At 46.0% G+C, this 24146-nt stretch carries 22 protein-coding genes and 1 tRNA gene; 15 read left to right on the forward strand and 8 right to left on the reverse strand.

What is annotated here, in order from left to right; all coding sequences use genetic code 11:
* The first annotated feature begins 27 nt into the window (after window positions 1-27).
* From H6F56_RS06315 to H6F56_RS06335, 5 genes are all read left to right on the forward strand, one after another.
* A complete protein-coding gene (locus H6F56_RS06315; RefSeq protein ID WP_190666017.1) occupies window positions 28-546 on the forward strand; it encodes a YceD family protein in 519 nt (172 codons plus the stop codon).
* 80 nt (window positions 547-626) lie between these two features.
* Window positions 627-2144: an AAA family ATPase gene (locus H6F56_RS06320; protein WP_190666018.1), complete on the forward strand. Its 1518-nt coding sequence runs from the start codon at window positions 627-629 to the stop codon at window positions 2142-2144.
* Between the two features lie 127 nt (window positions 2145-2271).
* A complete protein-coding gene (locus tag H6F56_RS06325) occupies window positions 2272-2745 on the forward strand; it encodes an SH3 domain-containing protein (protein WP_190666019.1) in 474 nt (157 codons plus the stop codon).
* Window positions 2746-2925: 180 nt separating this feature from the next.
* On the forward strand, window positions 2926-3102 hold the full coding sequence (locus tag H6F56_RS06330; RefSeq protein ID WP_190666020.1) for a hypothetical protein: 177 nt from the start codon (window positions 2926-2928) through the stop codon (window positions 3100-3102).
* A 232-nt stretch (window positions 3103-3334) separates the two neighbouring features.
* Window positions 3335-4429, forward strand: a complete 1095-nt coding sequence (locus H6F56_RS06335; RefSeq protein ID WP_190666021.1) for a peptidoglycan-binding domain-containing protein — start codon at window positions 3335-3337, stop codon at window positions 4427-4429.
* A 170-nt stretch (window positions 4430-4599) separates the two neighbouring features.
* Here H6F56_RS06335 and sigC read toward each other — a convergent pair whose 3' ends face one another.
* The 4 genes from sigC to lipA all read right to left on the reverse strand — a co-directional run bounded on the left by sigC (window position 4600) and on the right by lipA (window position 8197).
* A complete protein-coding gene (gene sigC, locus H6F56_RS06340) occupies window positions 4600-5850 on the reverse strand; it encodes an RNA polymerase sigma factor SigC (RefSeq protein WP_190666043.1) in 1251 nt (416 codons plus the stop codon).
* A 62-nt stretch (window positions 5851-5912) separates the two neighbouring features.
* Window positions 5913-6104 (reverse strand): hypothetical protein, encoded by a 192-nt coding sequence (locus H6F56_RS06345; RefSeq protein WP_190666022.1) that lies wholly within the window; start codon window positions 6102-6104, stop codon window positions 5913-5915.
* A gap of 262 nt (window positions 6105-6366) precedes the next feature.
* Window positions 6367-7302: an NAD(P)H-dependent glycerol-3-phosphate dehydrogenase gene (locus H6F56_RS06350; RefSeq protein ID WP_190666023.1), complete on the reverse strand. Its 936-nt coding sequence runs from the start codon at window positions 7300-7302 to the stop codon at window positions 6367-6369.
* Window positions 7303-7324: 22 nt separating this feature from the next.
* Window positions 7325-8197, reverse strand: a complete 873-nt coding sequence (gene lipA / locus H6F56_RS06355; protein WP_190666024.1) for a lipoyl synthase — start codon at window positions 8195-8197, stop codon at window positions 7325-7327.
* 199 nt (window positions 8198-8396) lie between these two features.
* Between lipA and H6F56_RS06360 the strand changes: the two genes are divergently transcribed.
* Window positions 8397-8470, forward strand: a tRNA-Pro gene (locus tag H6F56_RS06360).
* Window positions 8471-8599: 129 nt separating this feature from the next.
* Here H6F56_RS06360 and hetR read toward each other — a convergent pair.
* The 4 genes from hetR to H6F56_RS06380 form a co-directional block, all read right to left on the reverse strand.
* Window positions 8600-9502: a heterocyst differentiation master regulator HetR gene (hetR, locus tag H6F56_RS06365; protein WP_190666044.1), complete on the reverse strand. Its 903-nt coding sequence runs from the start codon at window positions 9500-9502 to the stop codon at window positions 8600-8602.
* 471 nt (window positions 9503-9973) lie between these two features.
* The gene (locus tag H6F56_RS06370; RefSeq protein WP_190666025.1) at window positions 9974-10147 is read right to left on the reverse strand and encodes a hypothetical protein; all 174 of its coding nucleotides are present in this window, start codon (window positions 10145-10147) and stop codon (window positions 9974-9976) included.
* Complete coding sequence (gene patX, locus H6F56_RS06375) at window positions 10140-10322, reverse strand: heterocyst-inhibiting protein PatX (protein WP_190666026.1); 183 nt, start codon at window positions 10320-10322, stop codon at window positions 10140-10142. Before patX ends, H6F56_RS06370 begins: the two co-directional genes overlap by 8 nt.
* 110 nt (window positions 10323-10432) lie before the next feature.
* Window positions 10433-12268, reverse strand: a complete 1836-nt coding sequence (locus tag H6F56_RS06380; RefSeq protein WP_190666027.1) for an FAD-dependent oxidoreductase — start codon at window positions 12266-12268, stop codon at window positions 10433-10435.
* Between the two features lie 247 nt (window positions 12269-12515).
* Here H6F56_RS06380 and H6F56_RS06385 point away from each other — a divergent pair, with 247 nt between their 5' ends.
* The 9 genes from H6F56_RS06385 (at window position 12516) to H6F56_RS06425 (ending at window position 23645) form a co-directional block, all read left to right on the forward strand.
* Window positions 12516-14597 carry a right-handed parallel beta-helix repeat-containing protein gene (locus H6F56_RS06385; RefSeq protein WP_190666028.1) on the forward strand — a complete coding sequence of 694 codons (2082 nt, stop codon included), beginning with the start codon at window positions 12516-12518 and terminating at the stop codon, window positions 14595-14597.
* 69 nt (window positions 14598-14666) lie between these two features.
* The gene (locus tag H6F56_RS06390) at window positions 14667-15713 is read left to right on the forward strand and encodes a zinc-dependent dehydrogenase (protein ID WP_190666029.1); all 1047 of its coding nucleotides are present in this window, start codon (window positions 14667-14669) and stop codon (window positions 15711-15713) included.
* A 343-nt stretch (window positions 15714-16056) separates the two neighbouring features.
* A complete protein-coding gene (locus tag H6F56_RS06395; RefSeq protein ID WP_190666030.1) occupies window positions 16057-17391 on the forward strand; it encodes a flippase in 1335 nt (444 codons plus the stop codon).
* Between the two features lie 223 nt (window positions 17392-17614).
* A complete protein-coding gene (locus H6F56_RS06400) occupies window positions 17615-18712 on the forward strand; it encodes a Gfo/Idh/MocA family protein (protein ID WP_199312613.1) in 1098 nt (365 codons plus the stop codon).
* Window positions 18709-19323, forward strand: a complete 615-nt coding sequence (locus tag H6F56_RS26765) for an acyltransferase (protein WP_190666031.1) — start codon at window positions 18709-18711, stop codon at window positions 19321-19323. The genes H6F56_RS06400 and H6F56_RS26765 overlap by 4 nt, the downstream gene beginning before the upstream one ends.
* On the forward strand, window positions 19323-20441 hold the full coding sequence (locus H6F56_RS06410) for a DegT/DnrJ/EryC1/StrS family aminotransferase (RefSeq protein WP_199312614.1): 1119 nt from the start codon (window positions 19323-19325) through the stop codon (window positions 20439-20441). Before H6F56_RS26765 ends, H6F56_RS06410 begins: the two co-directional genes overlap by 1 nt.
* Window positions 20438-21667, forward strand: a complete 1230-nt coding sequence (locus H6F56_RS06415; protein WP_190666032.1) for a CgeB family protein — start codon at window positions 20438-20440, stop codon at window positions 21665-21667. Before H6F56_RS06410 ends, H6F56_RS06415 begins: the two co-directional genes overlap by 4 nt.
* 221 nt (window positions 21668-21888) lie before the next feature.
* Window positions 21889-22833 carry a class I SAM-dependent methyltransferase gene (locus H6F56_RS06420; RefSeq protein ID WP_190666033.1) on the forward strand — a complete coding sequence of 315 codons (945 nt, stop codon included), beginning with the start codon at window positions 21889-21891 and terminating at the stop codon, window positions 22831-22833.
* Between the two features lie 2 nt (window positions 22834-22835).
* On the forward strand, window positions 22836-23645 hold the full coding sequence (locus tag H6F56_RS06425; RefSeq protein WP_190666034.1) for a class I SAM-dependent methyltransferase: 810 nt from the start codon (window positions 22836-22838) through the stop codon (window positions 23643-23645).
* The last annotated feature ends 501 nt before the right edge of the window (window positions 23646-24146 follow it).

Raw genomic sequence — 24146 nt, forward strand, 5'->3', positions numbered from 1 at the left:
TGCTTGTTCGGAGGATTGCACTCAATCATGGAAGCGATTTACATTCCGCAGCTCATTAGAACCCGCGAACACACAGAAGTCGTTCAGTTTGAAGAATTTCTGCCCGATTTAGAAACGCTGACACCCCTACGAGGGCAGATGAAAGTGACGCACAACGGAAACTATCTTGAAGTTTGCGCCCAAGCAGAAACGATCATCACCCTCACTTGTCATCGGTGCTTACAACAGTACAATCACCGGCTCAAGATAAAACCGTCTGAGTTAATTTGGCTGGAAGAATCCACTAATGGGCCGGATACTGGCCCTCAAGAGCGGGAAACGGCTCTCGAAGATTTAGTCGAAACCCTTCCCCCACAAGGCTATTTTGAACCCAGTGAGTGGTTGTACCAACAGGTTTGTCTGGCAATTCCCCACCGGCAGCTCTGCGATTCTCAGTGTAAGGGAATTCAACTGGCTGAAGATGAGGGGGGTAATGTTAGCGAAGAACCAGCCGCAGATCAGCGCTGGTCGGCTTTGGAAGCACTAAAACGACAGCTCCCTAAATAGTATTGAGTCATTTAGAGTTTAGAGTTTAAATCAATCTAAACTCTAAACTCTAAAAATTTAAAATAAAAATTTAAAATTCTATGGCCTTCAGTGATGAATTTGAACTGCTGCTGCGAGCTCGCTATCCCTTAATTTACATTCCGACTCGTGAAGAAGAACGAGTCGAAGCCGCGATCTCACAGTGCGCTCATCGGCAAGGAAACAGAGCCGTTTATATCTGGGATTTTGTAGATGGCTACCAGAGCAACCCCAATGACAGTGGGTTTGGACGCCGTAATCCCGTGCAAGCTTTGGAATTTGTGGAAAAATTGCCGGCAAGTGCAGCGGCCATCTTCATCCTGCGAGACTTTCACCGCTTTTTAGAAGATGTCTCGGTGTCAAGAAAACTCCGCAATTTGGCAAGACTGCTGAAATCCCAACCAAAAAATGTGGTGATCGTTTCACCCCAGCTAGCCATTCCAGAGGATCTCAGCGAAGTTCTGACAGTCGTAGAGTTTGCTCTGCCGAACCCTAGTGACATCCACGCCGAAGTTGAGCGCCTATTAAACGCTACAGGTCACTCATTAGAAAGTAGGGTTTTAGATGAAATCGTGCGTTCCTGTCAAGGTCTTTCGATTGACCGAATTCGCCGGGTTCTCGCAAAAGCCATCGCCACACACGGCCAACTCGCACCCGATGATGTCGAGCTGATTTTAGAAGAAAAGCGCCAAATTATCCGCCAAACCCAAATTTTAGAGTTTTACCCCACCAGCGAGCGAATTTCTGACATTGGCGGGTTGGATAATCTTAAAGACTGGTTACTGCGCCGGGGTAGCGCCTTTTCAGAACGAGCAAGGCAATACGGGCTGCCTTTCCCCAGAGGCTTATTACTGGTGGGTATCCAAGGCACTGGCAAATCTTTGACTGCTAAAGCGATTTCCCACCACTGGCACTTACCTTTGTTGCGTTTAGATGTTGGGCGCTTGTTTGGGGGATTGGTGGGCGAATCAGAATCGCGCACTCGACAAATGATCCAGCTGGCAGAAGCCTTGGCTCCTTGTGTACTATGGATTGACGAAATTGACAAAGCCTTTGCCGGCTTTAACAGTAAAGGTGATGCCGGCACCACCAGCCGCGTCTTTGGCACCTTTATTACTTGGTTGGCTGAAAAAACTTCGCCGGTATTTGTGGTTGCTACCGCCAATAACATCCAGTCGCTGCCAGCAGAAATCCTGCGGAAAGGCCGGTTTGATGAAATATTCTTTGTTGGTTTACCCAACCAGGAAGAACGTCGTGCCATCTTTGGTGTGCATTTGTCTCGTTTGCGGCCTCACAACTTGAAAAACTACGATTTAGACCGGCTAGCCTATGAAACGCCAGATTTTTCTGGGGCAGAAATCGAGCAATCCCTGATTGAGGCAATGCATATTGGCTTTAGTCAAAATCGAGACTTCACCACAGATGATATTTTAGAATCGGCCAGTCAGATTGTGCCCCTCGCTCGCACCGCTCAAGAGCAAATTCAGTTTCTCCAAGATTGGGCAGATGCCGGTAAAGCTCGTCTGGCTTCTAGACACAGTAGTTTAAGCAGACGCCGGTCAAACTTAAAACTTGAGTGAGGTTTCCGCATACCCCCGACTCGCTAAAATGTTTTCAATTTGACCGGCAACCGCCTCTAACCGCAGGCCGGTCTAACACAGAAACGACAAACCCGAGTGAACGCAGTAACAGTTGGATGGAGTAGCCTTGAAAAAGTTGTCCGGATTCCTACAATTTACCATCGGTTTACTGTTGGCCATTGCCTTCCTTCTCGGTGGGGGCATTGCCGCAGCCTTATACCTAGCGGCTAAGCACTCTACACAGCCTGAAAGACCCGTTTTCGATGAAGAGCGTGTGGCAACTCAACCGGCAGCCGGCAATGCCAAAAGTGCCTCAACCCAGCCGAAGGCAGCAACCTTAGCCGCATCCACTTCCACACCCGCCAACACATCCAAGCCTCTAGAACCAGGCGCTTACCGCGCGCGGGTTATATGGCCTCAAGGCTTACTGCTGCGGGACAGTCCCGGCTTTAACGCCAATAGTCTAGGAGGTGTCCCCTTCAACGCACAGGTTGTGGTTCTCGAAGAAAGCTCAGATAAAGAATGGCAGCAAGTGCGCTTGGAAAATAGCGATCAAAAAGGCTGGATTAAAGGTGGCAATATTGAGCGAATTAACGAATAATCAACTTTTCTTTCCAACTGAAGTCGCATAGTCTCTAAGAATAGAGGGCGAGCTGTGAAGTATTAAGAAACTTAGCAAAGTTTAAATCTTCATTGCAAAATCTCAGCAACTTTAAAGTTGGGAAAACCAGGGTGGTACGATAACTCATCAACATCAAAAAACACCCCCTGGATAAAAAAGATGTATCACAAAAATTCTAATAAAGATTTGGTTGGCTCTGCTGTTATTGCCGCTTTAGGAGCCGGGATCGTCACGTCCTTTGCCGTTAGTCAGGGCCAAAATCCGCTTGTAGGTTTAGGAATTACAGGGTTCGCCGCAGTCGTTGCCTTATTATTTGATCGGGCAGGTTTAGTTTAAGAGCCGGCGCTGGAGCGATGTGCGGCTATTGTGTCCATTGTTAAAAAATTTTAACAGCCCTAACAATCCTTTGTGATTTGTTAATGATTATCCGCCTAAAAAGCTTGTCGTGCGGGCATCTTGCCCGCTAGAAATCTGACAAGCGATTAAAGATGGCTATAGAACTCGCGTCGAGCGCGATCCATGTCCGTAATGAGTATAAACTAGGTGGTAAGAATTCAGCTGGAATATAATGGAAACCCTTGCCTATCTTCATCTAGCTGTCGCCTACGAGGAACCAACAAACCCCCGGCCTCTTAAAGCCTTTGGGGGTTTAAAAAACTTTGAAGGGCGGAGATGGAAAAAGCTTTCTAGCCGGCCTTTGGTGCGAGTGCTATCCCTAGCCCTCGCCTCAGCCACTTTGAGTTTGACGAGCAACGCCCTAGCTGTCGTCGAGCGAGGAGATAGCGGTTCCGAAGTGACGGCTATCCAAGAAAATTTAACAGCTCTAGGCTACTTTGATGGGCCGATCACAGGATATTTTGGCTCCTTAACCGAGTCGTCTGTGATGCAATTTCAACAAGCCAACGCATTACCCGCTGATGGCATTGTAGGTTCTGAGACGCAAGCAGCACTGCAACAACAAACGACAACAGCTTCAAGTCAAAGCTTTGACCCAACTTCCAGTAGTAACATCCTACAGCGGGGCGCTAGCGGTTCAGAAGTGGAAGCGCTGCAAAGCTCGTTGCAAGCTGCCGGCTATTATGATGGCCCAATCACGGGAACTTTTGGTTCTTTAACAGAAGCCGGTGTGATCCGCTGGCAGCAAGCGAAGGGAGTGAAAGCTAATGGTATGGTTGATTCATCTACCCTAGCCGTCCTCACAAATAAGCAAGGACGCACTACACCAGCACTGGCAGCGCCTAGCAGTACCAGCGAAGACATCCTGTTACGAGGCGACACAGGGCCGGCAGTGAGTGACCTGCAAAGGCTGTTGAGTGAAGCCGGCTACTTTGACGGCAAGATTGATGGTTACTTTGATACCAAAACTGAAGCAGCCGCCATCCGCTTTCAGCGAGATGCCCGATTGAGAGCCGATGGGGTGGTTGGCTCCGAAACCCTAGCAGCACTTTCAGGAGGACGAGGGCAGGAGGAGCGCAGACCGACCGGCAGCAGCTTGAACATCCCCAAATATAGTGTGCTTGACTTACAAAAGCGGCTAAAAGAACGCGGCTTTTATAATGGGGATCTAGATGGTCAGTTGGGCCTTGAAACCCAAACAGCAATTGACGCAGCCCAACGTTATTACGGGATTAGCAGTAATGACATTTTAGTTGGACGATTTTAGTTTCTCATAATGTGCGTTGCAGGCACCCTGACCAGGCCATGTGCGGGGGCTTTTTTGCCCCCGTTTTAAGAGCGGTACACATGAGAGTGCCGGTGAAAGCAATTAGAAAAGCTGCCTTGAAACTTTAAAGGCTAATGGCTCAAAACAATCAACCATTAGCCCTTAATAAACTAGCTCAGCGACTCCAAATAGTCCCTTACCCGGTTGCGACGCTTCGGTTGCCGCAGCTTTTGCAGAGCTTTAGCTTCAATCTGGCGCACCCGTTCCCGCGACAAATCTAAAGCGCGACCGATTTCTGCCAAAGAGTAAGGGTGGCCATCTCCCAAACCAAACCGCATTTGAATTACATCTCGCTCGCGCGACGTTAGATCCGCCAGCAGTTGTTGCAAATCCCGATGCAGCGCTTCTCGCATCAGCATTTCTTCGGGAGAAACGTCATCGGTTTCTAACAAGTCTCCGAGTTCAGTATCTTTCTCATTCCCGACTTTCGTTTCTAATGACACCGCACGGGGCACCCGTAATAAAACTTCCCGCACTTGAGCCGGCGTCATCTCTAACTCGCCGGCAATATCTTCAATCGTTGGGGTGCGACCTTTTTCTTGAGAGATTTTGCGCTGTGCTTTTTTAATTTTATTAAGCTTTTCAGTGATGTGCACCGGCAGACGAATGGTGCGGCTTTGTGTGGCAATGGCGCGAGTAATTCCCTGACGAATCCACCAATAGGCATAGGTGCTAAACCTGTAACCCCGCGTGGGATCGAATTTCTCGACTGCACGCTCTAAACCCAGGGTGCCTTCTTGGATCAAATCCAATAATTCCAAACCGCGATTTTGATACTTTTTAGCGACAGACACGACCAGGCGCAAATTGGCCTTAATCATGTGATCCTTCGCCCGGATGCCTTCAGCTTGGACTTGCTCCAACTCCTCCACGGTCAGATCGGCAACTTCCGCCCAGCGGCGTTTGCCGGCAGCCAAAGTAGGCTTGAGGTCACTGACCATAATCCCAGCTTCAGCAGCCCATCGCTCCAAAGAAGGACGCATCCCTAGATGAGCAGCTAACCGATCACGAGCCTCAATTAGTTGGCTGTAGCGCTTAATCAACCCATCCTCCGAGGATGCCGCTTGATCTCGCAACTCTTGCACCCGCATATAGCGCTGGACATTTTGAGCTTCCGAGACTTCTTCATCGCGCCCTAATAAACGGACACGACCGATTTCTTGAAGGTACAAACGCACTAGATCAGTGGTACGGCGGCTGGCGGTTGGCCCAAAACTCACTGCGTCTGCACCCTCTATTTCCAGCTCAATAAATACATCTCCGATTGCTTCTGCATCACCGGCGATTTTTTCGGGCTGAACACCAGAGGCATTCAGTTGTTCGTCATAGCCTGCATTCGTGTACAAGAAAGTTCCTGGCATCATAGCGTTGGTCTCAGTTGCTCTGGGTGACAATGAGGCTCAGTTAGCGGTCGATCACTTTGTTATTGTTCCCGCCCTTGGGGACTAACAAACATCGCTGGTAGTTCCATTGCGGACTGGGCTAACATGGCGACACTGGGTGGGACTCCGGCTCTGGGTAAGCCTGAAGGGGCTGCGGTGGTAATGGCAGCTACTCCAGCAGATAGATACGTCTCTCGGTATCTAACTGCTAAAGTGGAGGCGAGAAACAACACGATTGCTCGTGTGTAGGTAGTATAGAAGTGAAGGCAACGAGAAGGTTGTGACCTCTGTTAGCTTCAGCTTTAATCTTCATCACCGCTGATCGGTTATCCCGATCACTACGAAGATTTATTTAAAATGTTTCCTTCGGGATAAACCCTCCATCAAAAGAGTTACAACCCAAGCCCTGAATGCTTGCGCCTCCTGTACTCTGCGCCTAGAGGGCGAGAGATTTTAAACTTTAAAATTTTGGTTGCCGGCATAGCCGATTCAACTTTAATCGGCTAGTGGCTTTGATTCTGGCTTAACATCTCGTAACATCAGGGCTTCAACTGCTGATTGCGGCGTAATTTCGCCCTGAAGTAACCGATTTACTAGATAGGAAATTGGCACGTAAATCCCTTGCTGATCGGCTCGCTGAATCAATACCGGCGTCGTACTCACGCCCTCAGCCGTTCCTTCAAGTTGGGCCAGGATTGCCTGTAGTGTTTGGCCTTTTGCTAACTGGTAGCCAACTTGATAATTGCGGCTAAGAGCGCTGTTGCAGGTCGCCAGCAAATCCCCTAGCCCTGACAAACCATAGAACGTTTCGGTTTGGGCACCCCAATTTGTGCCAATTCGGATAATTTCTGCCAAACCGCGAGTCAGCAGTGCCGCCTTAGCATTCGTACCCAGATCCAGCCCATCACACACACCGGCTGCGATCGCCATCACATTTTTTAAAGTTCCGCCCAATTCTACGCCTAGGGGGTCGGAATTCGTGTAAACCCGAAAGCTGCTAGAAGAAAATACGGCTTGCACGGTTGCCGCGGCCGCAAGGTCTTTACTCGCTACCACCGTCGCCGCCGGCAAACCCTGCTCAATTTCCTTAGACAGGTTAGGGCCGGCAAGTACCACAACCGGCGCAACAGGAAATGCCGCCTGCCACATCTGCGAAGGCGTGCGGGTTGTCTGTGGATCTAAACCCTTGGTTACGGTTACAAAAATGGTGTTTGAGCTTACTGGCAGAGATTGCACCTGGGAAATCACTGCGCCAACGCCTCTCATGGAAACAGCAGACAGCACGATCTCAGCGCCGGCTACCACATCTTCCAGGGTTTCTGAACAGCGACGAGACCAAACACGCACTCGATGGCCATTACCCGCTGCCAGGTTTGCCAATGCTGTCCCCCAAACACCCGCTCCAATAATTGCCAGGGTCTTTTTTTGCATCAAATCAAGTTTTAGATTGCCTTTATCTTCGAGGATAACGTTCCATCAGCGCTCTTACTTGCTCTGCATGATAAGAAGACCGTGTCAAGGGCGAGGCAACAACTTGTAAGAAACCTAAAGATTCACCGAAATGTTGCCACTGATTAAAATGTGCCGGTGTCACCCAGTTGGCAACCGGCAAGTGCTTGGGAGTTGGCTGGAGGTATTGGCCAATGGTTAAAATATCGCAATCTGCCTCTCGCAGATCCCGCATCACCTGGCGAATCTCTTCATCCGTTTCCCCCAATCCCACCATAATGCCTGACTTGGTATAGACTTCAGGAGCCAAATCACGGGAACGCCGCAGCAGTTCCAACGTACGCGGGTAGTTACCTTGGGGGCGTACCCGTCGGTAGAGACGGGGAATCGTTTCGGTATTGTGGTTAAGTACCTCTGGATGAGCGGCAAGAATCGCTTCTAGTGCCGGCCAGTTGCCACATAAGTCAGGAATCAGTACCTCAATAGTCGTTTGGGGCGATAAGGCTCGAACCGCTTGAATACATTGCATAAATTGTGATGCTCCGCCGTCCGGCAGATCGTCCCGATTTACGGAAGTAATCACCACATGGTTTAACTTCAGGCGATGAACCGCTTGAGCCAATCGTTCTGGCTCAGTTGAATCGAGCGGTTTGGGTTTTTTCTCAAAATCGATATCGCAATAGGGACAAGCCCGCGTGCAGGCTGGACCCATAATCAAAAAGGTAGCAGTGCCGGCTTGGAAGCACTCGCCAATATTGGGGCAAGACGCTTCTTCACAAACGGTATTCAGGGATAAATCCCGCAAAATTTCTTTAACGTTGCCGACGCGCTCCCATTGAGGGGCTTTGACTCGCAACCAGTCTGGCTTGACAGTCACGCGCTTATTTGAACCATTTTAGTTACACCGCTTTACATCGTAGCCTATGTTTATTCAATTACCCAAACTGGGATACACAAGCCGATGACAACCCATAAGCTGGATATTGCAAGTGGACATCTTGCGTTTAGTTTAAACCGGCATGGGCTTGTCCCCGCCGCAGTTAACGTGATAATGTAGAAATATAGATTACACGCTTCGGGATGTAGCGCAGCTTGGTAGCGCACCTCGTTCGGGACGAGGGGGTCGCAGGTTCAAATCCTGTCATCCCGATTTTTTAACAAAGAGCAAAACTTAAAGTTGTGCCGGCAGGATGGATGAGTTGCCTAGGCGGATTCCGGAACCCGGACTCCGCGATCGGCACTTACTCAACTCCAGCATGGAAAACGCTCCACGTCCTGCTTAATCCTCCTTCGGGCCAAAAACCATTTGCAGAATCATCGTATTCTCACCCTGCTGATGGTATCTATCGGCCCAGGCACGGATAATTTCATCCAACTCTTCCATCGCTTGATCGATGCGATCAGCTGGGATATCGAGTTCTTCTAAAATCCGCATCACCTTCTTTGGCTGCCGTTCCGCCCAATCCTTCATCAGCCGGAAATACCGGGCGGTATCCTCCACCATGATGAAAGTCCGCTCCTCTTCACCCGAAGGCGAGTAAGAAGCACGGGTGAGAGCATAGAAAGGCATTCCCCAAGGAGAATCAATTTTTGCGACAGTGCCGGCACAAATTAAGCGTCGCTTAATATGTTCTGCTAACGCTTCACTCAAGGGCAGACGCCGCTCTGGGGGATAATCTTCCTGATGGCGAGCGTAAAGGAATTCAATCATTTCCATGAACTGGAAAGAGTTGATCAGTTGCGCGTCAGGCAGGTTAGGCGGCAGTTTTTGTTCAATCTGTCGCTTTTCTTCAGAAGTGAGACTGGTGCCAGGAATGCGCGGGCGTCCCGGCATCCAGGAATACTGTTCCAGCCACACATAGGGAAACTCAATTAGATAGCGCGGCTCTTGAGAGCCAAGCATCTTCATGAGTTTGCCGTGCGTCAGTGCCTCTTTGACTTCCTCCACTATCGCCTTAACCCGCTTAGGTTCAATGTGGTGGAGGTGCCCCGTCATCCGCAGATTCTGATCCTGCTCCAGATAGGTCTGGTAAATGGCACACTTGGCCGCCGTAGCGGCTGCATCTAGAAACGCTCCGTGCCGGTGCCCACTGGTTCTCATGGCACTGAATGCAAGATAAAACATGATCTGATCCATTGCACTGGGGCTAAGGCGTTTGATCAGATCGAGGTCGTTGGTCATCACAATCCTTAAGACGGATACATTAGGAGGAGTCAAATGCTCCTCAGTTGATTGTTGCGTATGATGGTTGCGACACAACCAGATTCGGTCATGTCGATTTTGGCGCTTTGAGTCAGCAGCCTTCAGATGCGCCCATTCCTTGAGAGGAAGTGAGGCATCCGTAAAGTTATGTAGCTTGCTACCCATTAAAATTACTGACAGCGGAAGCCTCTACCTTTCAAGACTGAGTAACTATTTACCCAGTTCTTATGCCTCAGTACGAAGATAGGGCTGAGACTGGTTAACGTCAAGCTTGCTCTACCCTGATGAGAGCGTCCGGCTCGGCTTCAGTAGACCCCGCCTTTCAGCATAGAGTTGCTGACATTTACTTTATAGCCTTCAATGATTTAATTGTGACACTTCCTTTGACAATAGGGGGTAAAGCTTTTCGCTAAATCTGGCAGTGGGTTCAGAACCCAAAAGAAAACCGAATTAGCCGGCATCTGGCTGACCGAGCGATCGGCAGCCAGATGCCGGTATTGAAGGGGCTTCGGCATCTGTTCCAGGCGAACGCTTGATTATTACCTTTGCCGGCTCTGCCTTGCCAACCCCCATAAGTTGGCTGCATTCTAATTTGAGGGAAAGCGATATTAGAAATTCAGCCACCCACTCGCCCACTACCCCGATGAGGAGAAATCTCCTCCTCGTTTTCCGCTTGTGTTGCGTGGCGAAAAGAAGTGGCTTGAAGCAACTCAGTCGAATCGGAACCTATCCCTAGGGAATCAACGACAAAGCCAACCAACAGCAAACTTGATAAGACGATAAAGGCGCAAGTCCGCATGGGAAATGTCCGTATCAGAGTTTTCTACCCCTAATACGCGCTTGCCAATGGCTTATCCGGATATTTTGTTCAACTTTGAGCGGACTTGACCAGTGAGGTGGCTGAGGTTTTTAGGAAATTGCTTCGACAAGTAACCAGTTGCCGGCTTGATTGAGATGCCCCCAAACAGTGAGCGGTTGTCCTGTCAGACAAGTTTGTAACTTTCGATCTACCTCAGGCTGAAGGGTAACGAGTGTCCAGCTTTGAGGGGAAATTTCAGTAGGGGTGGTGAGGGTGATGGTGTAATCCTGCGGGGCGTGCCAGTGGAAGATGCCGGTGAAGGTAGTCTGTCTTGGGCTACTGGCAGATGAGTGATGAGTGACGACTGATGGGAGAGGACAGTCGCCGTCGGCAGGATAGGCATCTGGGCGATCTAAGTAGTAGCGCTGCCAGTGCAGCCATTCTGGGTGATCGGGTGTCAAATTAAACAGAGGAATGATCGCAGCCGGTGCCGTTGGTTCTGTTAATAGCGCCTCTTGGAGAATTCTCACCGGCAAGTCTCGCGGTTGGCAGCCTCGTTCAACACACAGTGCTGCTGCCATCCCCGCTGCTTGACCGATACCCATGACAACCGGCTGCAAACGCGTAGCACCGTTGGCAATATGGGATACAGAAATATTTTTTTCACAGACAAGAAGGCCATCAGTTTGGGCGGGGATCAGGCTCCCGTAGGGAATGGTAAAGGGTGTGCCGGTGTATCGCCCTCCCCAGCGTAGAGATTTCGGTTGCAGTGGCAGAGAGGCCATGTCTGGCTCCCCTGTATCGGTGTAATGGTGGTCGTTGGCATAGTTACCCAGGGCGATCGCGGTTACTTGGCCGGCTGAATCTGTCTGCAAGCTGGCCACTCGCCCTGCCACCATCGGTAAAATATCTTGCTCTCGCACTGTCACAAGTCCTTGTAGCCGTCTGCTTTCTCGGTAGTAAGGATGTAGGGCATAAGCCGTGCTTTGATTTTGAATTGCCCTGTTGCCTGTTAAACTTTCTGGAAAGATGTGTTCAGCTAGGCCATACCGGCCGCCTAGTTGCATTTGGATAAAGCGGGCAAAACTTTGGGTGTGCCCGCTGGCTTCTTGGAGAAATTCATCCCGTGCGGTTTCCGATTCAATCAGGCGATCAAGCCGATTGCCATAGTCATTACCCCGCAGCGGCCAGTTAATCATAAAGCGATTAAACGGTAATCGTCCGTAGTTCAGAAACCGCTCTGGGCCATAATTGTCCCAAGCACCGGCAAACTGAGCGGGATTATCTAGAGGTGGGGCGGGAATTTCGGGGGCTACGGCATCGGCACCGTAATCCTGCATAATCACAACCCAAGTGGGTGCCTGTACAGGGTAGCGTTGTGTAAAAGTATTGGGTCCAATTGGGGCGCTGGGTTCACCCCACTCCCTTTGAAATTCCCAACTCCAGCGATGGGGCACTTCGGCTAGGGCGATTACGTCTCCGAGTTCTGTCGCATCTAGGGTTAAATGGGCACGGACGGTGAAATCTGCAAAACGGATGCCGGTGACCCGGTTCCCCTGCTGCAAGACTTCCAAGGGTACTTGACCACTAATCCACTGCAAGTTTGGCAGATGCTGCACCCAGTCGGTAAAGATTTGGTTGCCGATGCGCGGGTCGTAAGTAAAAAAGCTGACCCAACCGTTGTCTAACCCACCCTTTTGTCGCTGGTGGAGAGAGCGCAAGAAAGCACCCCAAATGCCGGTTTGAAAGGCTGCTAGTTCGTTGCCATCTGGGGCTGAAACGCCCGCTGAGGTTAGCATTCCTCCTAACCAGGGAAATTCACTGACTAAGATGGTTTTGGCCCCTCGGCGGGCTGCTTGCAGGGCAGCTGCGGTGCCGCCGGTGCCGGCACCAACGACTAAGACATCAGCGCTCAATTCATCCACCACGTTGGGTTTTAGGTGCATTAATACTTGAGTCCTGCTAAATTTTAGGATGGGTTTGTCGCAAATGCGAGCTGTTAGGGAACTACGGGTTTCTGCCGATGCGTTCTCAGAATTCGTTGTTCTATATTGACTTTTACTTCGCTTGCATTTATTTTTTAATGCTTGTCCTGACTTTTAAAATCACCGCTAGGGAGTAGCCATCTGTATGGATCGTCGGACTTTTTTAACTTGGGTCTGGTTAGGTTGCTTGACTAGCGTTTCGCCTGCGATGGTTAAGGCCGGCACTGCTGGGGTTAAGGGTGAGCTAGCCGATGATTTAGTTTCTCAACGATTAGAACCTGTTGTATTTTATGTAGCGCTTAACGGCAATGATGCTTGGTCTGGTCAACAAGCAGATCCCAATACAGCAAAGACAGATGGCCCATTCGCTACGATCCAGAAGGCACGAGATGCTATTCGCAAGCTTAAGCGTGAGCAAGGAGACACACTCAAGCAACCTGTCAGTGTTTTATTGCGCGGTGGCACTTACTTTTTGAGTGAGCCGATAGTATTTACCCCTGAAGATTCTGGCACTGCTAAATTTCCCATAACCTACGAAGCATATCGTGATGAGAAGCCGGTGATCAGCGGTGGACAGCGCGTTACAGGTTGGCAGCAAGAGGGGAATGTTTGGAAAGCTACTCTGCCGACACTGGAGAAAGGAAGTTGGGATTTCCTTACGTTAAGAGTAGGTAATGAGTGGGCAACTCGCGCCCGGTATCCTAACTTTGAACCCCAAAATCCATATAAAGGTGGATGGTTGTTTGCTAAGAATACCTCGCCCAGTAAAACTGAAGTAGTTGTTGATCCCGCAAAGTTTCCCTCATGGTCAGACTGGAGCAACGCAGAAATCAACACTTATACGAATACAGGATATTGGAATGCTATTCTTCCTATCGAACGTGTAGACAAAGATAAACACACACTACATATTAAGTTGCCCGAAGAAAAAATTGAACAGGGAAATCGTTTCTATATTGCGAATGTTCGGGAAGCTTTAGACAGTCCTGGTGAGTGGTGTTTAAATAAAAAAACTGGCGACGTTTATTACTGGCCTTTACAGCAAGATTTTAAAAAATTAGAAATAGTTGTTCCAAAATTAGCTGTAGTAATTTATTTAGAAGGAAACATAAAAACCAAGAAATATGTAGAAAGCATTAATTTTAAAAAGCTTATTTTTACTGACACCACTTCGCCTGGTCGGGGTTATGCTTGGCGAATGCATGCTGGGATTTGGTTGACAGGCGCACGAAAATGTAAAATAGAAGATTGTACCTTTACTCGCCTGGTTGGCTATGGAATCTTAATCAAAGAAGGTTCTTCTGATAATCAAATTTTAAGCAATAAGATGGAGAAATTAGGGCAAGGTGGCGTATTACTGGCAACAAGTAATCTTGAAGGGCAAGAATTACCTTCCCCATCTTCTAACCTAATTGCCAACAATTATATTTATGAATGTGGACTAATTTATAAAGGGGTTGCCGGTGTATCTATATTAAAAGGTCAGAAAAATCGAATCGCTTACAATCAAATTAGTCGAATGCCAAGATGGGGAGTTTGCATAGCCTACGATTCTCAAAATAATGTTATAGAATACAACGAAGTTATCGATACAAACTTAGAAAGTGTTGACACAGGGGCGATTTATACATACGGAAAAACCAAAAAATTATCTGACAACATCATTCGATTCAACCTTATCCGCAACTCAGTAGGGTTGGGGACTACCCCTGAAGGGCGCATCCTTAGTCCTCACTACACTTGGGGTATCTACCTTGACGCTTTTAGCATTAGGACAATGGTTTATGGAAACATTGTTGTGGGGACAGTGCGGGGAGGTCTCTGTATCCTTGGGGGCAAGAGCAATGTTGTGGAAAACAACATTTTCGTTAATGGTATAGAGGCTCAAATAACTGTGCTGGCACTTGACGAATTCATGAGAGAAAATGTTTTTCGGCACAACATTGTTTTGTTTGAAAACATAAATGCCAATCTTTGGGTTAGCAATCCAGCCTTATGGAAACCTGAGCGGTTGGCTGAGGTTAACAACAACCTTTACTGGAACACAGGGGCTTTAGACTTAGCTAATACAGCCAGGGGAATTACGCCGGAGGGGAACTTTGCCAAATGGCAAGCAGCTGGCTTCGACCGCAACTCACTCATTGCGCCACCGCTGTTTGTTGCGCCTGAAAAAGGAGACTTTCGCCTGAAACCGGAATCACCGGCCCTTAAATTAGGTTTTCAGCCTATCCCAATCGAACGTATCGGCCCTAAAGGATTCAATCGTAGCAAAGAGACCACAGTAAGGTAATGTAAAGAAAAGTTTCGGGCTGTGCGGCAAGCAGACGTGCCTTAGTATGAATGGGTAAAAGGGGTAAATATGAAAGCACAAGTTTTTAGAGGTGTCAACCAACTGAGCTACGAAGAGGTGCCGGTGCCGGCAATTGCATCTGATGAAGTGCTGGTAAAGGTTCAAGTCGTTGGGTTGTGCCAGTCTGATATCAAAAAAATTCGCTATCCCCTCTACGAACCCCCACGAATCTTTGGTCATGAAACAGCAGGGGTGATTGCGGCAGTTGGAGATGCAGTGACAAATTGGCAAGTGGGGCAGAGAGTTGTGGTGATGCACCATATTCCCTGTATGCACTGTATATACTGCCTGAATGAAAACTTTTCCATGTGCGAAACCTACAAAAACATCACCACAACAGCGGGGTTTACACCCAGCGGTGGCGGTTTTGCAGAGTGTGTCAAAGTTCCGGGGCATATTGTTCGTAACGGCGGGTTGATTCCAATTCCTCATGAAGTGAGTTTTGAGCAAGCCAGTTTTGTCGAACCCACTAACTGTTGTCTCAAGGCAGTAAAGAAGGCCCAGATCGCTCCAGGACAAACCGTTTTAGTGACGGGGGCAGGGCCGATCGGGCTGATGTTTATTATGTTAGTAAAATATTTTGGAGCCAGAGCGCTCGCTACCGATTTGTTACCCTCTCGCATAGAGAAAGCCTTGCAAGTAGGGGCAGATGCTGCTTTTGACGCCCGCAATGCCGAGTTGTCGGCTAAGGTGCAGGCGGTTACTAATGGCTTAGGAGTGGATACGACTTTACTGGCAGTCCCCAGTGAAAAAGCTTTTTTTCAAGCTCTTGATTGCACCCGCAAAGGTGGAAAAATCCTGTTTTTTGCCGAGTTTCCTGACGAGGTAGAAATTCCGATTAATCCCAACATTCTCTACCGGCGGGAAATTGACCTGATGGGCAGTTACAGTTCTTCCTATCGATTGCAAGCACTCTCTGCTGATCTTGTGTTCAATAAGCGAATAGATGTGGAAGCGCTAATTAGCGATCACTATCCGTTGCAAGATTTAGCAGCAGCAGTGGATCGGGCTGTGCAGCCGGCGGCAGAAACCTATAAGATTCTCATTTATCCCTGATATCAGGAAAAAGCGAAGGAATGTAGATTAGTGGGGCTGAGGTGTACAGGCTTAAGAGATGCCGATTGTACGACCTCAACTTTAAAGTTAAAAAATAGGGTTCGCTTCCCTTTAAGACAGTTAGGATGAAAATATCTAACGGATTAGCATTGACAATTTATCCTAGGAACATTGACAGCCCAACGTCGTCTTTTTAATGGCATAGAAGACTATGAGGAGAGTTCAATCGACTGATAGGCACAATGACAAGGGCAGGGAGATGTGTGGAGTTTACAGATTGGAAAAGGAAGCATATTAGTAAAATGTTTTACTCTCCCTTATTTGCAAGATTTATGGAGTGCCAATGCTGAGCAAGTTAGCTACAGCTATTAAAAAAATTAGCCCTGGACAGCGTCAAATTATCGGCAACACAGGTTGGTTATTTGCCAGTCGTATTCTCCGATTGGGTCTGGGGCTAGTTGTTGGAGTTCTGCTAGCCCGGTATCTGGGTCCAGAACAGTTTGGCCTCTACAACTACGCGATTTCTTTCGTAGTATTATTTAGTCCCCTATTCACGCTTGGGTTAGATAGTATTGTAATCCGTGATATTGTACGCGATCCCTCATCTAAGCTAGAAACGTTAGGGACAGCGTTTGTTTTAAAGCTTATAGGTAGCTTCCTAACTTTCTGCCTAGCAACAGGCGGAATTTTATTTTTGCGTTTTGATGATAACTTAGCTCACTGGCTTGTAGGACTTGCCGCAGTCGCAAGTATTTTTCACGCTTTTGATGTTATTGAATTTTGGTTTAACTCGCAAATTCAATCAAAATATGGAATATACGCTAAATACTCAGCTTTTATTTTAATTAACATTTCGAGAATCTTTTTAATACAATTGAGCGCACCCCTGATTGCATTCGCATGGCTGGTCTTGATAGAAAGTTTATTAAGTGCTGTAGGCCTACTAATCGTTTATCAAGCATCTAGAGATAATGTCTTGGCTTGGAAAGTTAGTATAAAACGTGCTAAACAATTATTGAAAGACAGCTGGCCTTTGCTTTTTTCTAGTTTAAGCATAGTTATATATATGCGTATTGACCAAGTTATGCTGGGACAGCTAGCATCTATTAGTGACATTGGAAACTACTCAGTAGCAGTGCGCTTAGTAGAAGTTTGGTATATAATACCTATGACTCTTAACGAGGCTCTATTTCCAGCAATCGTGAATTTAAAAAAGGTTGATCCAGAAATTTATGCGTTCCGAATCCAGCGCCTTTACACGCTGATGATTTGGATGGCAATTATTGCTGCTATTATAATTTCTTGCACCTCAAACCAGTTGGTTAAACTAATTTATGGAAAGCAATATATTGAGGCAGCTCCTATTCTTTCAATCCACGCTTGGATGGCAACTTCCGTGTTTTTTGGAGTTGCGAGATCTTCATGGTTGACGACGGAAGGATATTTGGTAGATGGAATGTATGTGAACATCCTAGGCTGTATTATGAATATTAGCGCCAATCTTCTTTTGATTCCAAGACATGGAGCTATTGGCGCTACAATGGCTTCTTTGCTCAGTGCAGTTGGATCGAACTTGATCATTGCAGTTTACTCAAAACCGATTAGGATTAGCTTGAGAATGTATGCAATGAGCCTGTTGGTCCCTATGAAGTTTTTTAAAAAAAGTAGATCATATTAGTATTTAGTATTATGTGGTATAATTATTTACCTCAACTTGCAACTTTAAAGCCCAAAGAAAGGTATTTAGGATAAACTATTTGTCCAGAGGACTTAAAGACTCGTATTGTACAGGAAACTTAAAACCTCGTACTTCATGCAACCTTGCTAACTAAATGTTGCCAACTCAGTAAAAATATTTTTTTGCTTCCGATTAAGTGTGTTGAAGCTTGAAAAATTTGAGTGTGCTTAAAGGTGATGAGTTTAACGAAAAATATGGAGAAGGGAATGTGAAAATTACTGTTGCACAGCTAGGCTGTGGATACTGGGGGCCAAACTTACTGCGTAATTTCTCGGCCCAGTCTGATTGCTGGGTGAAATGGCTAGCAGACCTAAGTCCTGAACGACGGAGTTACGTTGAAGCAAATTATCCCAAAACCAAGACAACACCCAATTGGGAAGATGTCCTGGCTGATCCAGAGGTGGATGCTGTTGTTGTCGCTACACCGGCATCGACTCATTACAAGTTAGCGAAGGTGGCCCTTGAAGCCGGCAAGCACGTGCTGGTAGAGAAACCCTTAGCCATGTGTACACCAGAGGCGGATGAATTAGTTGCCCTCGCTAAGGCAGCAGGGCGGACCTTGATGGTAGGCCATACCTTTCTCTATAACGCTGCTGTACGGCACCTAAAGCAACTGCTGGACAAAGGTGAACTAGGAGAACTTTACTACATCTACAGCCAGCGGCTAAATCTTGGTCAGGTTCGTTCAGATGTGAATGCTTGGTGGAATCTAGCACCCCACGATGTTAGCATTTTGCTTTATTTAATGAATGACGAACTTCCTGTTTCAGTCAGTGCTTATGGGATGGATTATATACAAGCCGACATTGAGGATGTAGTGTTTGCCACTTTAACTTGGGCCAATCGGGTAACTGCCCACATTCAAGTCAGTTGGCTTGATCCGGGTAAGGTGCGAAAAATGACCCTGGTAGGTAGCCGAAAGATGCTTGTTTACGATGATGTTAGTGATGACAAAGTAACAATTTTAGATAAAGGAATTGATCGAATTCCTAAGGCTGGCGAAAGCATGGATTATGATAACTTTAATAATTATCAGCTTTTTCATCGAGCCGGCGATATTTTGCTTCCAAAAATTAACTTTCAGGAACCTCTTAAAACAGAAATCGCTCATTTTTTAGAGTGCATCGGGACAGGAAACACCCCATTAACCGGCCCAAAACATGGACGGGATGTGGTAAAAGTTTTAGAAGCGGTTCAGAACTCGCTTGATGATAAAGGGCAAATGGTAGCGGTTCCCCAAGAGGAGATAAACTGTCCATGATGTCAGAATTCGCCCTGATATATCCCGGCGTAGCATGGGAGGGTGATTACACACTCGGCCCTTTTGTCATTGTAGGTCAACCATTGCAGAATCAACAAACAGATGAAATAGTAACACACATAGGAGGGGGGGCTTTTATCCGTTCCCATACCGTTATTTATTGCGGAAATCGAATTGGTAGCAACTTTCAGACTGGACATGGCGTCTTACTGAGGGAAGACAATGAAATTGGTGATGACGTGAGTATTGGTTCAGCCAGTATTGTGGAGCATCATGTCCGGATCGGTCACCGTGTTCGGCTTCACTCTAATGTTTTTGTACCTGAATTTTGTGTACTAGAGGACGATTGCTGGCTTGGCCCTCATGTTGTACTCACTAATGCAAAATACCCCCGTTCTCCTAATGTGAAAAAAGAATTGGCCGGCTCGTATATAGAGCAAGGAGCCAAAATAGGGGCAAACGCCACCATATTACCAGGAGTTCGCATAGGGCGGAATGCGCTCATCGGAGCTGGTGCTGTAGTGACCAAAGATGTGCCGGCGGAAGCTGTTGTGGCAGGTAACCCAGCACAGGCAATTAATCATATTTCGCGTTTACCATATCATATTTAATGATGAATATTCCTTTGATTGACCTTAAAGCTCAGTACCTTACTATTCAAAGTGATATTGACTCTGCTATTCAGCGAGTTATTACTCGCAGTGAATTTATTGGTGGAGACGAACTGCAGGAATTTGAAGCAGAATTTGCTGCCTACTGTGGAGCAAAAGCCTGTGTGGGCGTTGGCAATGGCACCGATGCCCTTTATCTAGCCCTACGGGGTCTCGGCATTGGGCCAGGGGATGAGGTGATTACTGTCGCTCATACCTTTATTGCGACAGCAGAAGCTATCTCTTTAACAGGAGCTAAGCCAGTCTTTGTAGACATCCGGGAAGATACTATGTTAATGAATCCGGATGCCCTAGAAGCAGCGATTACGCCCCAAACACGCGCCGTTATTGTAGTTCATCTGTATGGTCAGCCCTGCGAGATGGCTCGGATATTGGAAATTGCCCAACACCATAATCTAAAGGTTGTTGAAGATGCTGCTCAAGCACATGGTGCTTACTGGCAAGGACAACGAGTAGGAACCCTTGGGGACGTAGCCTGCTTTAGCTTCTATCCGGGGAAAAACCTGGGTGCTTATGGCGATGGCGGTGCAGTAGTTAGCCAAGATGAAGACTTGATTCGTCGGGTGCGTCGGCTAGCCAATCATGGACGGTTGGAAAAATATACCCACGAGATTGAGGGAGTTAACAGCCGGTTAGATGGTTTGCAAGCTTCCATCTTGAGGGTAAAATTGCGCCATCTCGATCAGTGGAATGCAGCGCGACAACGTCACGCTGCCCATTATCTCGAGGCTTTAGCGGGGAGTGGGGTAAACCTGCCGACGGTGCATCCAGAAGCAGAATCCGTGTGGCACTTATTCGTTGTGCGCGTTGCGGAACGTGAACATCTCCAAGCGCGTCTCAAAGAACAAGGAATTGCTACAGGTATTCATTACCCCTTGCCACTCCATCAACAACCAGCCTATAAATATTTAGGGATTCCAGATGGCACACTGCCAGTGACGGAGAAGGTAGCATCAGAAATTGTTAGCTTGCCCATATTCGCAGAGTTAACAGAAGAGCAGGTTGAGACAGTTAGTAAAGCAGTCACAAAATTAACGAATGTGTTGCAAAGTTTATGAGCTATCGCTTTGTTAAGGTTACAAATCACTATAGGGAATATTTGAAAGACTATTATCGGCGCAACCCAGATATAGTGCGTAAAACTTATGCTGAGCAGATGCAGCACATCATGAGCGAAGGGTATGGTTGGGCAGATTTTTTTGCGGTTCATTTAAGAAATCTTGGGGTTGATGCCCATGAAATCATAGCCAATGCATTACCCTTGCAACAGACATGGGTACGCGAACATGACATTAAAACCTCAGGCAAAGATACAGTTATTGCCCAATTAAAAGCTTTACAGCCTGATGTAGTCTTCTTCCAAGATAGCTTCAGATTTAATGGAGCTTGGATTACTTATTTAAGAGAGCAAGTTCCTTCAATTACACAAGTAATAGCCTGGTGCTGTGCGCCTTTTACTGATGAAAACATACAGCAGTTCAAAGTGTTTGATTATATTTTAACGTGTCATCCGGGCTATTATCAGGAATTAACAGGACGGGGGCTGCGGATGCACCATTTGAACCACGCGATTGAATCGTCACTTCTCCCTAAAATTAGTTGCAGTAATCTCTCTAAGGATATTGATTGTATCTTTATAGGCTCCCTGGCTACGGGCGAAGGATTTCACAACAATCGTATAAAGCTGTTAGAAAAAATTATAGAATCCAATCTCAAATTAAATATTTATGGTGCTTGGCAAAACTCAAATTTAGTTAAATATTTGCTCAAGCAGGGATCGTATATAGCCGCCAAAACGCTAAAAGCTGTTGGCCTATCTAGTTTAGCTAAAGAACTATTAGGATGGAAAGCAGTAATTGGTGAGAATCCGCACACTTTTGGCCGCCGATATTCAAAGGTATTAAACTCTGTACTTCAGCCTCCTCTTTATGGGATTGACATGCTCAGTGTCCTTTCATGTGCTAAAGTAGGGTTGAATTTTCATATTGATGCCGCTGGCCGGTATGCCGGCAATGTTCGCCTCTATGAAGTGACAGGCGTAGGTTCTTGCCTTTTGACGGATTGGAAAGAAAATTTACATGAGCTATTTGAAATCGACACAGAGATAGTCACCTATAAGTCTGCTGATGAATGCTTGGAAAAAGCTAAATGGCTTTTAGAACATCCAAAAGAACGGGAAGCGATAGCTAAAGCAGGGCAAGCTCGTACATTAAGAGACCATACATATGAGAAGAGAGCCTTACAGTTAGATAGTATAATTCAAAGAGAATTCAAAAACTCATAATGCTTTTTTCTTGAATTTGATGAAATTTTTAACTTCAGCAGAAAATAAAAACCTATGGTTAAATTTGTTCAAGATTATAGCTATGATTATGACAAAGGTAAAATAATGTTTGTAAATTTTTACAAATCAAGTATTATGCTATACATTTAAAAAAAAGCAAAAAAGTTCTTTTAGTTTTTTTGTTCAATGGTTTTATCAGTATTCCCTCAGAAAGTTTGGAAATGAGAAACTTAATTTGTCCCCTTAGTGGTAGCTCAGAAGTAATTTTAATAGAGAAAATAAAAGTAAAGGACATAATTAATATTTACAAAAAACAACTAAAATTTGATGTTTCTGAAGAATTTAAAGAGGTAAAGGAGATAGGCTTTTATCACTGTCTTGATTCAGACTTAAGGTTTTTCTTCCCTTTAGTAATTGGATCAGAAGCTTTTTATGAAAAACTCCAACAGTTTGATTGGTATTATATGGATAATAAGCCCGAATATGAGTATGCTAAGCAATTTGTAAAGGACTCAGATGTTGTTTTGGAAATTGGAAGCGGTAAAGGAGCTTTTCTCAAAAAACTTTCAACCAACAATTATGTAGGTCTTGAATTCAGTCGAGAAGCAACAAATATTGCTGCTAAAGAGGGCATTTGTATTCAAAATGAGTCCATCCAAACGCACGCCATTAAAAATTTGAATACCTATGATGTGGTTTGTGCATTTCAAGTTTTAGAACATGTTGAGGAAGTTTATTCCTTCATAGAATCTAGCACTCTCTGTTTAAAGCCAGGAGGTCTTTTAATATATTCTATTCCAAGCGTTGACTCTTTTTCTAAATACGTTTCTAATTTTATTTTGGATATGCCACCCCATCATGTTACAAGGTGGTCTGATAAAGCACTTCAGAATATTGCCTGTTATTTTACTTTAGAGCCTGTAGAAATTTGGCATGAACCTCTCCAGTTGATTCACAAAAAACTTTATGCTGAGGCTGTTATAAAAAATAGCTTTTTTAGTTTTTTTAAAAAACCTCATAAAAATATTGACAAGAGTTTTACTAATAAAGTTGTCAATGGATTTAGTAAAATAATTTCCCAATTTACTGCAAGCGGTTTAACCAGTTATGAGTTAATGCCTAGAGGGATCTCTGTAACAAGTGTTTATCGTAAGGTAAAAAAATAAAGATGCTTGAATTTTTAAACGTAGGTTGCGGTTCTACATTTCATCCTGCTTGGACAAACATTGACATTGCTCCTCAATCGCCAAAGATTCAAAGATATGACATTCGTAAAAAATTGCCTTATTTAGATAACTGCTTTGATGCCTGTTATAGCAGCCATGTTCTAGAACATTTGACAAAAGAAGAGGCTAAAGATTTAGTCTCTGAGTGTTTGCGCGTTCTAAAACCGGCAGGAGTAGCGAGATTTGTTGTTCCCGATTTAGAATCGATAGCTAGGACTTATCTGGATACTCTTGAGCGGGTAGAGAGCGGAATTGCTGAGGCAGAAGCAGACTATGACTGGATGATGCTAGAAATGTATGATCAAACCGTCCGTAATTATGGCGGCGGTGAAATGTATCGTTACTTCAGTAGCCCTGATATTAAAAATAAAGACTTCGTTCGCTACCGGATAGGGCTTGAAGCAGAGATTCATCAGGCTTCAATATGGAAAAAAATAAAGTCTAAAAATGCTTTTTGGTTTCTACAAAAACTTAGAACTCTAATAGCGGGAAGTCTAGTCGCGCTGACTGCCGGTAGAGAAGCCAAACGTGCTTTTGAAGAGGGTATTTTTCGCAATTCAGGAGAAATACATCGCTGGATGTATGACCGCTTTTCCCTTCAGCGCCTGCTTAAAAAAACAGGATTTGTAGATGTGCGTATCTGTCGCGCTGATGAAAGTCGTATTCCAGACTTCAACAGTTATAACTTGGATATTATTGAGGACAAAATTCGCAAGCCTGATTCTTTGTTTATAGAAGGAATCAAACCATGAAGCCCTTGCTGCTAAGCCTATATGACATCTCAAGTGCGGCACCCTGCGCTGCCTCCCAATTGCATAGGCGTGAATGGCAGATTAGGTGTTAACTCGCAGATGTTGCTAGAGACTAAACAAAGTGATGACGAAACCGTCATCTCACCAGAAACAAACGTAGGGAGTAGGGATAGGTTTTGCCATGTTTAGATCCATACTAAGGCTTGCTGAAAAAAGCTGATGAAGCCAATCTGGAAGCTACTTAGCTTGAAAATTGGGAGTTTCGTCGTGGCGATCACTTGCTTTTCCCAGAGATTTCCCACGAAAGTCTCAGGATTTTGAGTAACCAGATGTTATAGCCTTGCACTTATTGGGTCGAAAAAGCCTTAAAATCCTTAGTTAGTCTAAATTCCACTTTTATCCAGCAAGCACCATACTAGACTTGTTGCCATTAGCGCTTTAATCTAAGTTAAAACACAACTTGTACTTGCTCCAGAGGTTTCCAAATTAGATTCTCTTCAA

Source organism: Microcoleus sp. FACHB-672, assembly GCF_014695725.1.
Classification (GTDB): Bacteria; Cyanobacteriota; Cyanobacteriia; order Cyanobacteriales; family Oscillatoriaceae; genus FACHB-68.